The 13,888-nt window shown below is 49.2% G+C and carries 12 protein-coding genes; 5 read left to right on the top strand and 7 right to left on the bottom strand.

The genetic code is table 11. The features are described 5' to 3' along the window. Both D6C13_RS00665 and D6C13_RS25820 read left to right on the top strand, forming a co-directional pair. Entirely contained in the window at nt 1-342 is a 342-nt protein-coding gene (locus tag D6C13_RS00665; protein WP_120130923.1) for a TFIIB-type zinc ribbon-containing protein, read from the top strand. A gap of 41 nt (nt 343-383) precedes the next feature. Continuing rightward, nucleotides 384-629: a YnfU family zinc-binding protein gene (locus tag D6C13_RS25820; RefSeq protein WP_341868013.1), complete on the top strand. Its 246-nt coding sequence runs from the start codon at nt 384-386 to the stop codon at nt 627-629. Here D6C13_RS25820 and D6C13_RS00660 read toward each other — a convergent pair whose 3' ends face one another. Beyond that, nucleotides 630-812 (bottom strand): YciY family protein, encoded by a 183-nt coding sequence (locus tag D6C13_RS00660; RefSeq protein WP_101076905.1) that lies wholly within the window; start codon nt 810-812, stop codon nt 630-632. A gap of 326 nt (nt 813-1,138) precedes the next feature. Here D6C13_RS00660 and cls point away from each other — a divergent pair, with 326 nt between their 5' ends. Beyond that, complete coding sequence (cls, locus tag D6C13_RS00655) at nt 1,139-2,599, top strand: cardiolipin synthase (protein WP_120130922.1); 1,461 nt, start codon at nt 1,139-1,141, stop codon at nt 2,597-2,599. An 80-nt stretch (nt 2,600-2,679) separates the two neighbouring features. After that, the gene (locus D6C13_RS00650; protein ID WP_120130921.1) at nt 2,680-3,003 is read left to right on the top strand and encodes an HI1450 family dsDNA-mimic protein; all 324 of its coding nucleotides are present in this window, start codon (nt 2,680-2,682) and stop codon (nt 3,001-3,003) included. Between the two features lie 76 nt (nt 3,004-3,079). Here D6C13_RS00650 and oppF read toward each other — a convergent pair whose 3' ends face one another. From oppF to D6C13_RS00620, 6 genes are all read right to left on the bottom strand, one after another. Further along, on the bottom strand, nt 3,080-4,084 hold the full coding sequence (gene oppF, locus D6C13_RS00645) for a murein tripeptide/oligopeptide ABC transporter ATP binding protein OppF (RefSeq protein WP_120131031.1): 1,005 nt from the start codon (nt 4,082-4,084) through the stop codon (nt 3,080-3,082). 29 nt (nt 4,085-4,113) lie between these two features. Then, on the bottom strand, nt 4,114-5,139 hold the full coding sequence (oppD, locus tag D6C13_RS00640) for an ABC transporter ATP-binding protein (protein WP_244212602.1): 1,026 nt from the start codon (nt 5,137-5,139) through the stop codon (nt 4,114-4,116). Between the two features lie 11 nt (nt 5,140-5,150). Further along, nucleotides 5,151-6,059: an oligopeptide ABC transporter permease OppC gene (gene oppC, locus D6C13_RS00635; RefSeq protein ID WP_120130920.1), complete on the bottom strand. Its 909-nt coding sequence runs from the start codon at nt 6,057-6,059 to the stop codon at nt 5,151-5,153. 15 nt (nt 6,060-6,074) lie between these two features. Continuing rightward, on the bottom strand, nt 6,075-6,995 hold the full coding sequence (gene oppB, locus D6C13_RS00630; protein WP_112288826.1) for an oligopeptide ABC transporter permease OppB: 921 nt from the start codon (nt 6,993-6,995) through the stop codon (nt 6,075-6,077). Between the two features lie 187 nt (nt 6,996-7,182). After that, a complete protein-coding gene (gene oppA / locus D6C13_RS00625; RefSeq protein WP_120130919.1) occupies nt 7,183-8,823 on the bottom strand; it encodes an oligopeptide ABC transporter substrate-binding protein OppA in 1,641 nt (546 codons plus the stop codon). A gap of 1,180 nt (nt 8,824-10,003) precedes the next feature. Further along, nucleotides 10,004-10,648 carry a YchE family NAAT transporter gene (locus tag D6C13_RS00620; protein WP_120130918.1) on the bottom strand — a complete coding sequence of 215 codons (645 nt, stop codon included), beginning with the start codon at nt 10,646-10,648 and terminating at the stop codon, nt 10,004-10,006. A gap of 533 nt (nt 10,649-11,181) precedes the next feature. Between D6C13_RS00620 and adhE the strand changes: the two genes are divergently transcribed. Then, complete coding sequence (gene adhE / locus D6C13_RS00615) at nt 11,182-13,851, top strand: bifunctional acetaldehyde-CoA/alcohol dehydrogenase (RefSeq protein ID WP_120130917.1); 2,670 nt, start codon at nt 11,182-11,184, stop codon at nt 13,849-13,851. The last annotated feature ends 37 nt before the right edge of the window (nt 13,852-13,888 follow it).

Raw genomic sequence — 13,888 nt, 5'->3', positions numbered from 1 at the left:
ATGCAATGTCCTGTGTGTAAAGAAAGCCAGCTGGTGATGTCAGAACGTCAGGGGATCGAAATCGATTATTGCCCGGACTGCCGTGGCGTCTGGTTAGATCGCGGTGAGCTGGACAAAATCATCGATAAGTCAGCCGCGTATCAACAGGTTTCTCCGGTACAAACTCAGCAGACACAGGCACCTCAGCAACAACAGCCTCAGCCTCAGCCTCAGCCTGTCCGCTATGATGATCGCGACCGCCGCGACGACAACCGTCACCACGGCAATTACGATAACCGGGGTCATTATTCATCGCATAAGCCGTATAAGAAAAAGAGTTTTCTTTCAGAACTGTTTGACTGATTTGGGCCTGCCGTAAACTCGCGCGCTATGACGCAGATGTCATGGCGCGATTTCCCCGAATGTCGTCACATTGCTTTCATCGCTTATGTGTTAGGATGCCTACCCCTGCCCACGAGGTACGTCCTATGTCATTCTTCGACGGATTGAAGTTTCTAACCAGTACGACCACGAAGGTCACATGCCCTGAATGTGGTTACGTTTCAGAACAGATAACCGCAAAAGTACGCAAAAACTCGACGCTGGTTTGCAAAAAATGTGGCGCGCTGTTTCAGCCTAAATCCCGCTAATCAGGAATTCCATTCGTAATTTACGGCATATAATGACAAACGCTGGTGCTGCTGATGGTGGATCTGGCGAATGCGGTAGATGTGACGATAGCGTCTTGACTGACCTTCCAGCCAGCGGCTTCTGCGGCGCTGAGTCTGGCGTAGCATACGCCAACGGCCAACTTCATTTTTACTGCGTTTCATTCACTTGTGTCCTGTGATGCCCGTCACTGCTTCTTTAACGGAAGAGTTTCTTTTACAGAATTTCTTTTACAGAATTTCTTTTACAGAAAGTGTCTTAAGCGGAAAAAACTGCGGGGTCATTATAGGCCGATGACGTTGTGATCCAAGTCTTGTTTTTTCCTTCTTCCCCGTTATCGTCTAACCTTGATGTCAGAGGAGTGACCATTTTATTAAGGGAATACAGAATTAAGAGGTAGCTGATTGATTGCTGGGATAAAGTTAGTTAAAAGAATGCCCCTTTCACGTACACTTACGCCGCTAATTTGCGAACAGGATTTTTCGCCTTTATGACAACATTTTATACGGTAATCAGCGGACTTCTGGTTTTCGGTTACTGGTTACTGATAGCCGGCGTCACCCTGCGTATTCTGATGAAACGCCGGGCCGTTCCTTCGGCAATGGCCTGGTTGCTGATCATCTACATCATTCCTCTGGTCGGCATCATTGCCTATCTTTCGTTTGGGGAACTGCATTTAGGTAAACGTCGCGCAGAACGTGCGAAAGCCATGTGGCCTTCCACGGCGCGCTGGCTGAATGACCTAAAAGACTGCAAACGTATTTTTGCCACCGAAAACAGCGAAATTGCGGCATCCCTTTTCCAGCTTTGTGAACGCCGTCAGGGGATCGCGGGCGTTAAAGGAAATCAGCTGCAACTGCTGACCACCAGTGACGACGTGCTGAAAGCCATGATGCGCGATATCGAACTGGCCCGCAGCAACATCGAAATGGTGTTCTATATCTGGCAGCCAGGCGGACTGGTGGATCAGGTCGCCGAGTCCCTGATGGCAGCTTCACGCCGTGGTATTCATTGCCGCCTGATGCTGGATTCTGCAGGCAGCGTGGCCTTCTTCCGCAGCCCATATCCTGCCATGATGCGCAACGCCGGAATTGAAGTGGTCGAAGCATTACAGGTGAATTTGTTCCGTGTATTCCTGCGTCGCATGGATTTGCGCCAGCACCGTAAAGTGGTGCTGATCGACAACTATGTTGCTTATACCGGCAGTATGAATATGGTCGATCCGCGGTTCTTCAAACAAGATGCTGGTGTCGGTCAGTGGGTTGATCTGATGGCGCGCATGGAAGGCCCGGTCGCCACGACCATGGGTATTGTGTATTCCTGCGACTGGGAAATTGAGACCGGCAAACGTATTTTGCCGCCGGAGCCTGACCTGAATCAGATGCCTTTCGAGCAGGAAAGCGGACATACCATTCAGGTGATCGCCTCCGGTCCGGGCTTCCCGGAAGATATGATCCACCAGGCGTTACTGACTGCCACTTATTCCGCCCGTGAACAACTGGTGATGACCACGCCGTATCTGGTGCCCAGCGATGACCTGCTGCACGCCATCTGTACGGCGGCTCAGCGCGGGGTCGATGTCAGCATTATTCTGCCAATGAAAAACGATTCCATGATGGTCAACTGGGCCAGCAAAGCTTTCTTTGGCGAGTTGCTGGAAGCCGGCGTTAAAATTTATCAGTTTGAAGACGGTCTGCTGCATACGAAAAGTATTCTGGTCGACGGCCAGCTCAGCCTGGTCGGTACCGTTAATCTTGATATGCGCAGCCTGTGGCTGAATTTTGAGATAACGCTGGTCATTGATGACGCCGGATTCGGTGATGACCTGGGGCGTGTACAGGAAGATTATATTGCCCGTTCGCATCTGCTGGATGTCGAAGCCTGGCTTAAGCGCCCGTTCTGGCATCGCATCGTTGAACGTTTGTTCTACTTTTTCAGTCCGCTGCTGTAAAAGCCGCGTCGGGCATGATGTAATACGCTTAGTAGCGGCTGGTTTCAGCCTGAACACACTTATTTGTAAACGAGAATGATATGGACCTGAATAATCGCCTGACCGAAGACGAAACGCTTGAACAAGCCTACGACATCTTTCTGGAACTGGCCGGAGATAATCTGGATCCGGCAGATATCCTGATCTTCAATCTGCAATTTGAAGAACGCGGCGGCGCTGAATTATATGATCCCGCAGAAGACTGGGCTGAGCACGTGGATTATGATCTGAATCCTGACTTCTTTGCGGAAGTGGTGATTGGTCTGGCTGACGCTGAAGATCAGCCGATTAATGATATCTTTGCCCGCGTCCTGCTGTGCCGCGAGAAAGATCATAAACTCTGTCATATTTTGTGGAAAGAGTGATTTAGTGTAGTGGTCAGCAAAAAAGAAAAACCTGCCATTGGCAGGTTTTTTTATGCTTCCCGTCTGAGGAGATTTCTCAGAGCGGATCGACTTTCAGGCAGGACACCGCGTGGCGGAAGCTGCCTTCCAGTAACGGACGGGTAATCGCGCATTCAGGTCCGGCAATCGGGCAGCGGGTACGGAATACGCAGCCTGATGGCGGGTTGATCGGCGAAGGTAACTCCCCTTCCAGCAACTGAATGGTCTTGTTGCGCTCTTTATCCGGATCCGGCACCGGCACCGCAGACATCAGGGCGCGGGTATACGGGTGCTGAGGATTGTTATACACCTCATCATAGGTTCCGAGCTCTACGGCATGACCAAGATACATCACCAGAACACGGTCGGAGATATGCTTCACAACCGCCAGATCGTGCGCGATAAAAATCAGTGACAAGCCCATTTCGCGCTGTAACTGCTGCAACAGGTTAACGACCTGCGCCTGAATCGACACATCCAGCGCGGAAACCGGTTCATCACAGATAATCAGTTTCGGTTCGAGGATAAGGGCACGGGCAATACCGATACGCTGACACTGACCGCCAGAGAATTCGTGCGGGTAACGGTTAATCAGGTTAGGTAGCAGCCCGACCTTTAACATCATTGCCTTTACTTTTTCTTTGACCTCAGCACGAGGCATTTTCGGATTATAAGTTTTCAGCGGCTCGGCAATGATTTCGCCGATCGTCATACGCGGGTTCAGAGACGCCAGCGGATCCTGGAAAATCATCTGGATATCGCTGCGGATATTGCGCCACTCACTATCGGACATATTGAGCAGATCTTTACCCAGCCATGCCACACGGCCATCGGTGGCTTTCACCAGACCAATCAGCGCACGCGCGAAGGTCGATTTACCGCAACCGGATTCCCCTACCACACCCAGCGTTTCACCTTCATACAGGCGCAGCGTGACGCCATCGACCGCTTTCAGGGTTTTTGAGGGTTGCCAGAACCACTGTTTACCGTCTTTGATATCAAAATGGACTTTCAGATCCGCCACTTCCAGCAGGACTTTTTTCTCAGGCGCATTGGTGTTCATCGCTGCGCTATTCATGATTGTGTTGTCAGTCATACCAGTTCCTCCAGCGGCTTGTAGCAGGCACGCAGGCGACCATCACCGAAACGCTCAAGCGGCGGTGCCGAAGAGCAGATATCCATCGCATGCGGGCAGCGGGGCTGGAAAGGACAGCCTTTTGGCAGACGCAACAAGTTTGGCGGATTGCCGGGAATCGTAAGCATCGCCCCGCCCTCAGCATCCAGACGCGGAACCGCGTTCAGCAGGCCGATGGAATACGGATGGCACGGTTCGTAGAATACATCGCGCGCACGACCATATTCCATGGTACGACCGGCATACATCACCAGCACTTTATCGCAGATACCGGCCACGACCCCCAGATCATGAGTAATCATGATGATGGCGGTGTTGAACTCGGCTTTCAGCTCATTAAGTAATGTCATGATCTGCGCCTGAACGGTCACGTCCAGCGCGGTCGTTGGCTCATCGGCAATCAGCAATTTTGGACGGCACAGCAATGCCATCGCGATCATCACACGCTGGCGCATACCGCCGGAGAATTCGTGCGGGTACATTTTCATGCGCTTGCGGGCTTCCGGCATTTTTACCGCGTCCAGCATGCGTACAGACTCTTCAAATGCTTCGCGGCTGCTCATTTTCTTGTGCAGGATCAGGACTTCCATCAGCTGCTCGCCAACGCGCATATACGGGTTGAGAGAGGTCATCGGATCCTGGAAGATCATCGAAATCTGTTCTGCACGCAGCTTGTTGAGTTGCTGTTGCGGCAGGTTCAGAATTTCGCGACCGTTAAATTTCGCTGAACCGCCGATGCGGCCATTGCTGGCCAGCAGCCCCATCAGGGCAAAAGCAGTCTGCGATTTACCGGAACCGGATTCGCCTACAATGCCCAGCGTTTCACCGGCACGTAAGTCGAAGTTCAGGTCATTTACCGCAGTAACGTCGCCGTCCGGAGTCTCGAAAGTCACACGCAGGTCTTGCACATCCAGCAGAATCGGAGGTGCTTTGCCGTCAACCGAAGCAGGCGATGCAAAAGTGGAATGTTCAATGGTGCTCATGGTTGCACTCCTTAACGATCTTTCGGGTCGAGGGCATCACGCAAGCCATCGCCGATAAAATTGAAACAAAACAGAGTTACAACCAGGAAGCCTGCCGGGAACAGCAGTAACCAAGGTGAAACTTCCATCGAGTTGGCGCCATCGCTTAACAACGCGCCCCAACTACTCAGCGGCTCCTGCGTCCCTAACCCGAGGAAGCTCAGGAAAGATTCAAACAAGATCATGCTTGGAACCAGCAGCGATGCATACACCACTACGACACCCAGCACGTTAGGTACGATGTGACGCAACACAATATTGCGCGTATTCACACCGCTCACCAGCGCCGCTTCGATGAATTCTTTGCGTTTCAGGCTGAGTGTCTGACCGCGCACGATACGCGCCATGTCCAGCCAGGACACCATCCCGATCGCTACGAAAATCAGCAGGATGTTTTGTCCGAAGAAGGTCACCAGCAAGATAACGAAGAACATGAACGGGAAGGAGTTAAGGATTTCCAGCAGACGCATCATCGCGGAGTCAATTTTGCCGCCCAGATAACCGGACAAAGACCCGTAAAGCGTACCGAGAATAACCGCAACCAGCGCTGCCGCGACACCCACCATCAGGGAAATACGTCCGCCGATCGCCACGCGCACTAGCAAATCACGGCCTGAGGAATCTGTACCAAAAAAGTGATGAGAAGCCATATCAGGTGCGGCTGACATCATATTCCAGTCGGTATCATCGTAGGCAAACTGCGATAACATCGGCGCGAACGTCACAAATAAGGCGATAAACACCAGTACGATCAGGCTAGTTACCGCTGCGCGGTTATGCATAAAGCGGCGTCGTGCATCCTGCCACAGACTGCGGCCTTCAACTTCGAGTTTCTCGCTGAAGTTTTCGACGACGTCGCTATTTTTCTTACTTAACATCATTGACGTACTCCGGCATTAATAACGGATTTTCGGGTCGATGACGGCGTAAAGCACGTCGACGATAGCATTGAACAAAATGGTCAATGCACCCACTAAAATGGTCAGGCTCAGCACCAGTGAATAGTCACGGTTTAAGGCACCGTTAACAAACAGCTGGCCAATACCTGGCAATCCGAAAATGCTCTCGATGACCATCGAACCGGTGATGATACCTACGAAGGCCGGCCCCATGTATGACAATACGGGCAGCAGAGCGGGTTTCAGTGCGTGACGCAAAATGATGCGACGCAGTGGCAAACCTTTGGCACGTGCTGTACGGATGAAGTTGGAATGCAGAATTTCGATCATAGAACCACGGGTGATACGCGCGATACTGGCGATATAGGCCAGAGACAGCGCCACCATAGGTAAGATCATATATTTCGCGCCACCGCCGTTCCAGCCACCGCCAGGCAGCCATTTCAGCGTGATCGCAAATATCAGCACCAGTAACGGCGCCACCACGAAACTGGGTATTACCACCCCGGTCATCGCTATGCCCATTACGGTATAATCCCATTTGGTGTTTTGGTTCAGGGCGGCAATCACACCCGCACTCACACCAAACACAATCGCCATGATAAATGCCGCCAGACCGAGTTTCGCTGAAACCGGAAACGAGGCCGCAACCAGATCATTAACGGTATAGTCTTTATATTTGAACGACGGGCCGAAATCGCCTTTCGCCAGTTGTTCTAAATAGTGGAAGTACTGCTTATACATAGGGTCATTGAGGTGATATTTGGCCTCAATGTTTGCCATCACTTCTGGCGGGAGATTACGCTCACCCGTAAAAGGACTGCCCGGTGCGAGACGCATCATAAAAAACGAAATGGTGATCAGAATGAATAGCGTCGGAATCGCTTCCAGACAGCGGCGTAAAATAAACTTTAACATTGCCCGTACCTGTTTCTAAGCCTGTCACTACAGCTTTATAGTTTTGGCTTGGTCACGACGACCATCGGGTGATCGTCGCCGTGGTGGCTCTTTGTTTTCGTCCCGAAATCCGGAACAAAAAACATTACCTTCATCAAATCAGGATGAGCAAGGCAGCTCGGGGATGCCTTGCTCTGATATCCGTGTCTTAGTGTTTGATGATGTACAAGTCTTTCACGTAGACGTTGTCCTGCGGATCTTTACCGGTGTAACCGCCAACGAATGGTTTCACCAGACGGGCGTTCACGTAGTAATAAACAGGAACGATGGCAGAGTCTTTATCCAGCTGGGTTTCAGCTTTCTGATACAGCGCCGCTCGCTCATCATCAGTTTTCGCTGTCAGAGTGTCCGCGATGTCTTTATCAAACGCCGGGCTCTTATAGTGAGCGGTGTTGTTGCTGCTGTCAGACAGCATGGTGTTCAGGAAGGAGGAAGGTTCGTTGTAGTCAGAACACCAGCCCGCACGTGCCACATCGAAGTTGCCCTGATGACGGCTGTCCAGGAAGGTTTTCCATTCCTGGTTAACGAGTTTCACGTCAACACCCAGGTTTTTCTTCCAGATAGCGGCAGCAGCGATGGCCAGTTTCTTGTGCAGATCTGAAGTGTTGTACAGCAGATCAAAAGTCAGAGGTTTAGCAGAGGTATAACCCGCTTCGGCCAGCAGTTTTTTAGCCTGCTCGTTACGTTGTTCCTGAGTCTCTTTGAACCAGGCTGGCGGAGTCAGTTTCGCGCCATCGGTGTAAGGAGGGGTGTAACCGTAAGCTGGCAGGTCGCCCTGCGCTTTTACTTTGTTCACGATGATGTCGCGATCCAGGCCCAGTTTCAGCGCTTCGCGAACGCGTGAATCAGTGAATGGTGCTTTCTGGTTGTTGATTTCGTAGTAATAAGTACACAGGTACGGATCAACGTGAACTTCGGAAGGGATTTCTTTTTTCAGTTTCTGGAACAGTTCAATCGGCATGTTGTTGTAGGTCATGTCGATTTCGCCGCTGCGGTAGCGGTTAACGTCTGTCACTTCAGAAGAGATTGGCAGGTAAGTAACCTGGTTGATGACAGTTTTTGCGTTATCCCAATAAGTCGGGCTGCGTTCCAGAACGATACGTTCGTTGACGGTCCAGGTTTTCAGTTTATACGCGCCGTTGCTCACATAGTTTTCTGGTTGGGTCCATTTGTCGCCAAATTTCTCAACTGTTTTTTTGTTTACCGGCTTCATCGCGGTGTGAGACAGCATTTTTACGAAATAAGGAACAGGTTCGGTCAGCGTCACTTGCAGGGTGTGATCATCAATCGCTTTTACACCCAGAGTGTCCGGGCTTTTCTTGCCGGTGATGATGTCATCGATATTTTCGATGTGACCATATTGCAGGTAGCTTTCGTAAGGAGAGGCAGTTTTAGGATCCGCCAGACGCTGCCAGCTGTATACGAAATCTTCAGCGGTTACAGGGTCGCCGTTAGACCATTTAGCTTCCGGACGCAGGTGGAAGGTCCAGACTTTAAAATCTTTGTTTTCCCAGCTGGTTGCTACACCAGGAATAACGCTGCCGTCTTTGCTGTCGGTATTAACCAGGCCTTCCAGCAAGTCACGGATAACGTTTGATTCTGGCACGCCTTCGACTTTATGCGGATCGAGAGACTGAACTTCTGAGCCATTGTTACGAACCAGTTCTTGTTTGTCTGCCAGAGTCACACCTGCAGGCACATTGGCTGCAAAGGCATTATTCACTGACACCGCGCCGACCGCAGCCATGATGCAGGCAGCCAGCAGATTTTTTTTTGTGATGTTGGTCATTTTTATTCAACTCCAGTTTTTATTATGAACTTGCACGCTCAGGTGCAAGATAAACCCTTGCTGGGTCAACGGATTTCAAGAGCAGGAACGAATTGCTCAGGAAAAGCCCCATGTAGTTACCACCCGCAGATGGCTGTCCCCTACTACTGCATGTGTTACTTGGTAAGTCCGTTAAACCTCTGGCTGTTAATCGCCTTATGGTTTTTGAGATCGTTAAGGATGATCTCGCTCCATTTGATTCACCCCGTGCGCAACAAAAAAAGTGTTCTGTGGCGAACCAGGCAATCACATACTGTTATTCCTATACTTAACAATATTATTTTCTTATTCACCTGACTTAAGGCGATAGAAAATCCTTCGCGGTTAAATGCGAGCCAGCAAATTATTAAAAAGAAGTTCTGAAGATTTGTTTTGCTGATCATCAAGATTCAGCGTCAGGCAGTGGGTTGTCGTGCGTGTAATGCCCGGTTTTCTTTTCGTCGAAAACACATGAGGATAAATTTGCAGTAAGCATTGCGACACGACACTCTCCAAAAACAAATAAAATGGCTTCAATCTTTTTATGTCTGGCAAGATCCATACCCGCCAGGGGCATTGCTCTGAACAAAAATCCATTTCTGAAGGCGATTTGAAAATTATCAGAACGTGGTTATGCGCGCCAATTAATTTTGCAATTTTGTTACGCAATTCTCTTTTACTCGTAACAGCCTTTAGAACAGGTTAATCCGGAACAAGGCAGAAAACGCCATTAACTCATTGATATAGAGTATTTTTGTGGCGAACTTTCTCATCAAAGCCATACCGGAGACTGTTCAAGAACTCGCCTGACACAATCAGTTAACATTGTAAGGTTTATAAGAATAAACACCTGTTAACTGCTGTGTTAACACTAATAACATCTCGATACGGCATGCACAAGCCTTACAGAATGATGTGGATAAATTAACGTCAATACGGGCAGTAAACGACAGTAATTAGCGAAAAATTAGCTAAGTTTATTTAAAGAAATGAGGACTTGAGTTAAAAAGAGGAACGAGACGAGGGTTTACGCCACAATAGGGTGCAATTGCTCTGAATTAAGTCATTAGCTGCACTATAATAAGGCATAAGATTATAAGAGGAGGTAATAATTATCACGAAAACACCTGAATGCTTTCGTGATAATTCGGCCGCTAATAGATTAAAGCAGGCCGGGGAAAATCGCTTTTATGCCTGTCACAATAAATTCAATGCCCAGAGACATCAGCAGCAGCCCCATTATACGGGTGATGACGTTAATGCCGGTTTGTCCAAGCAGACGGACCAGCAGAGGTGCCGCCCTGAACAAAAGCCAGCAGCAGAATGCGAAGAAAATGATCGCCGCCGTCAGCCCCAGCAGATTTGGCCAGCTGTGATAACGCGAACTCCAGACGATGGTCGAACTGATTGCACCGGGTCCTGCCATTAAAGGCAATGCCAGCGGAACTACACCGACGTTTTCACGGATCGCCGTTTCTGATTTTTCCTGCTTGTTCTGCTTATCTTCGCCGAGCTTTCCGCTGATCATCGACATGGCAATGGTCACGACCAGGATCCCACCGGCAATACGGAATGAATCAATCGAAATACCGAACAGATGCAGAATGGCATCGCCGAGGAACAGCGCGGTCGACAATATAATGGCAACCGACAGGTTCGCCGTCATATTGGTTTTATTGCGCCCCGCCGCAGCCTGGTAGCTGGTCATACTGATAAACACCGGCAAGATCCCCACAGGGTTGACCAGTGCAAACAGCCCGACAAAGAATTTGATATAACCAGAAAAATCTAATAAAGATTGGCTCACGCAGAACTCCGCACAGTTACGCCGGTAGATGAAGGTTTTGATGGGCGCTAATGTACTGGAATCGCAGTAAAGGCGCCACGCCGTTTCATAGTTTTTATCACCAGATTTCCAAATAAAGGCAGTGAATAAGACTTTTGTTAAAATTCAGTTTTTTTATTGATATTTTTAGCTACAAAACTGTATTATCCAAGGGTGAATTTGATAACCATTCTCAACAAACTACTGCTGAAAGGTGTCAGCTGCGGTATTTAGTGATCCAGATCAAATTCCGCCTGCCTACAAATAGGTAAGCTTTGTGCATAGTCACTCAACGGTAGTTTGCAGAACAAATATTCGTCAAGCCACGTTGAATGAGGATTTATCTACTACCTTACGCGCTTCACTACTGGAAGCTCTTTAAGCAAATAAAGAGACAAAGACAACACTTTGAGAATCATAGAGTTAATTAGTTTCTCACAGTGACAGATAGCAGGTCTATACTAGTCTTTGGCAGGTTATTTACTAAAAGAGTTTAACTTTATCAGGAGAGCATTATGGCTGTAACAAATGTCGCTGAACTAAACGCACTCGTTGCGCGAGTAAAAAAGGCACAGCGCGAATATGCCAACTTCAGTCAGGAACAAGTAGATAAGATTTTCGCCGCTGCCGCCCTGGCTGCTGCCGATTCTCGAATTCTGCTCGCCAAACTGGCTGTTGAAGAATCCGGAATGGGTATTGTCGAAGACAAAGTGATCAAAAACCACTTCGCCTCTGAATATATCTACAACGCTTACAAAGACGAAAAAACCTGTGGCATTCTCGGCCAGGATGACACCTTCGGTACCATCACTATCGCTGAGCCAATCGGCCTGATTTGCGGTATCGTCCCTACCACCAACCCAACTTCTACCGCGATTTTCAAAGCGCTTATCAGCCTGAAAACACGTAACGGTATTATCTTCTCTCCACACCCACGTGCGAAAAATGCAACCAACAAAGCGGCAGATATCGTGCTGCAGGCTGCTATCGCTGCTGGTGCGCCAAAAGACATCATTGGCTGGATTGATGAACCAAGTGTAGAACTTTCTAACCAACTGATGCACCACCCGGATCTGAACCTGATTCTGGCAACCGGTGGTCCGGGCATGGTTAAAGCAGCCTACAGCTCCGGTAAACCAGCAATCGGCGTAGGTGCAGGTAACACTCCAGTTGTTGTTGATGAAACTGCTGATATCAAACGTGTTGTTGCTTCCGTTCTGATGTCAAAAACCTTCGATAATGGCGTAATCTGTGCTTCAGAACAGTCTATCATCGTGGTTGATTCTGCTTATAACGCGGTTCGCGAACGTTTCGCATCCCACGGCGGCTACATGCTGCAAGGTAAAGAGCTGAAAGCTGTTTCAGATATCATTCTGAAAAATGGTGGCCTGAATGCGGCTATCGTAGGCCAGCCAGCCACCAAAATTGCAGAGATGGCCGGCATCAAAGTGCCAGCTCATACTAAAGTGTTAATTGGTGAAGTCAGCGTTGTTGACGAATCAGAGCCATTTGCACATGAAAAACTGTCCCCTACCCTCGCAATGTACCGTGCTAAGAACTTCGAAGACGCGGTAGCTAAAGCTGAGAAACTGGTAGAAATGGGCGGTATCGGTCATACCTCTTGCCTGTATACAGACCAGGACAACCAACCAGAACGTGTGAACTATTTTGGCAACAAAATGAAAACCGCACGTATTCTGATTAACACCCCGGCTTCTCAGGGTGGTATCGGTGACCTGTACAACTTCAAACTTGCTCCTTCTCTGACGCTGGGTTGCGGTTCATGGGGTGGTAACTCCATCTCTGAAAACGTCGGTCCTAAACACTTGATCAACAAGAAAACTGTAGCGAAGCGAGCAGAAAACATGTTGTGGCATAAACTTCCAAAATCTATTTACTTCCGTCGTGGCTCACTGCCAATCGCACTGGAAGAAGTGGCTACTGATGGAGCAAAACGCGCATTCATCGTCACTGACCGTTTCCTGTTCAATAACGGCTATGCAGACCAGATCACCAGCGTTCTGAAAAGCCACGGCATTGAAACAGAAGTGTTCTTTGAAGTAGAAGCAGATCCAACGCTGAGCATCGTTCGTAAAGGTGCTGAGCAAATGAACTCCTTCAAACCAGACGTGATTATCGCACTGGGTGGTGGTTCACCGATGGACGCCGCTAAAATCATGTGGGTTCTGTACGAGCACCCAAATACTCAGTTCGAAGATTTGGCGCTGCGCTTTATGGATATCCGTAAACGTATCTACAAATTCCCGAAAATGGGCGTGAAAGCGAAAATGATCGCCGTCACCACCACTTCCGGTACCGGTTCTGAAGTCACTCCATTTGCAGTTGTTACTGACGATGCAACAGGTCAGAAATACCCACTGGCTGACTATGCGCTGACACCTGATATGGCAATCGTTGATGCCAATCTGGTGATGAACATGCCTAAATCACTGTGTGCTTTCGGTGGTCTGGATGCTGTGACTCACGCACTGGAAGCTTACGTTTCTGTACTGGCTAACGAATACTCCGACGGTCAGGCTCTGCAGGCACTGAAACTGCTGAAAGAAAACCTGCCAGCCAGTTACCACGAAGGGTCTAAAAATCCGGTAGCACGTGAGCGTGTTCACAATGCGGCAACTATCGCGGGTATCGCGTTCGCTAACGCCTTCCTTGGGGTTTGTCACTCAATGGCCCACAAACTGGGTTCAGAGTTCCACATTCCACACGGTCTGGCTAACGCAATGCTGATTTCTAACGTAATCCGCTACAACGCCAACGACAACCCAACTAAACAGACTGCTTTCAGTCAGTATGACCGCCCTCAAGCGCGTCGTCGCTACGCAGAAGTTGCTGACCATTTAGGTCTGAGCGCTGCCGGTGACCGTACTGCACAGAAAATCCAGAAACTGCTGACCTGGTTGGATGAAATCAAAGCGGAACTGGGTATCCCAACCTCTATCCGTGAAGCAGGCGTTCAGGAAGCTGACTTCCTGGCGAAAGTAGACAAACTGTCTGAAGATGCGTTCGATGACCAGTGTACCGGTGCTAACCCACGTTACCCGCTGATCTCTGAACTGAAACAGATTCTGATGGATACTTTCTACGGTCGCGAATTCAGCGAAGAAGAAGCAGAAGAAGTTGTAGTTGCTGCACCTAAAGCTGAAAAGAAAACCAGCAAAAAGTAATCTGCTGAGATTCTGATAGTCAAAATCAGAAAGTAAA

This window comes from Rahnella woolbedingensis, assembly GCF_003602095.1.
In the GTDB taxonomy this organism is placed as follows: domain Bacteria; phylum Pseudomonadota; class Gammaproteobacteria; order Enterobacterales; family Enterobacteriaceae; genus Rahnella; species Rahnella woolbedingensis.
This window is presented reverse-complemented; position numbering and strand designations above follow the sequence as displayed.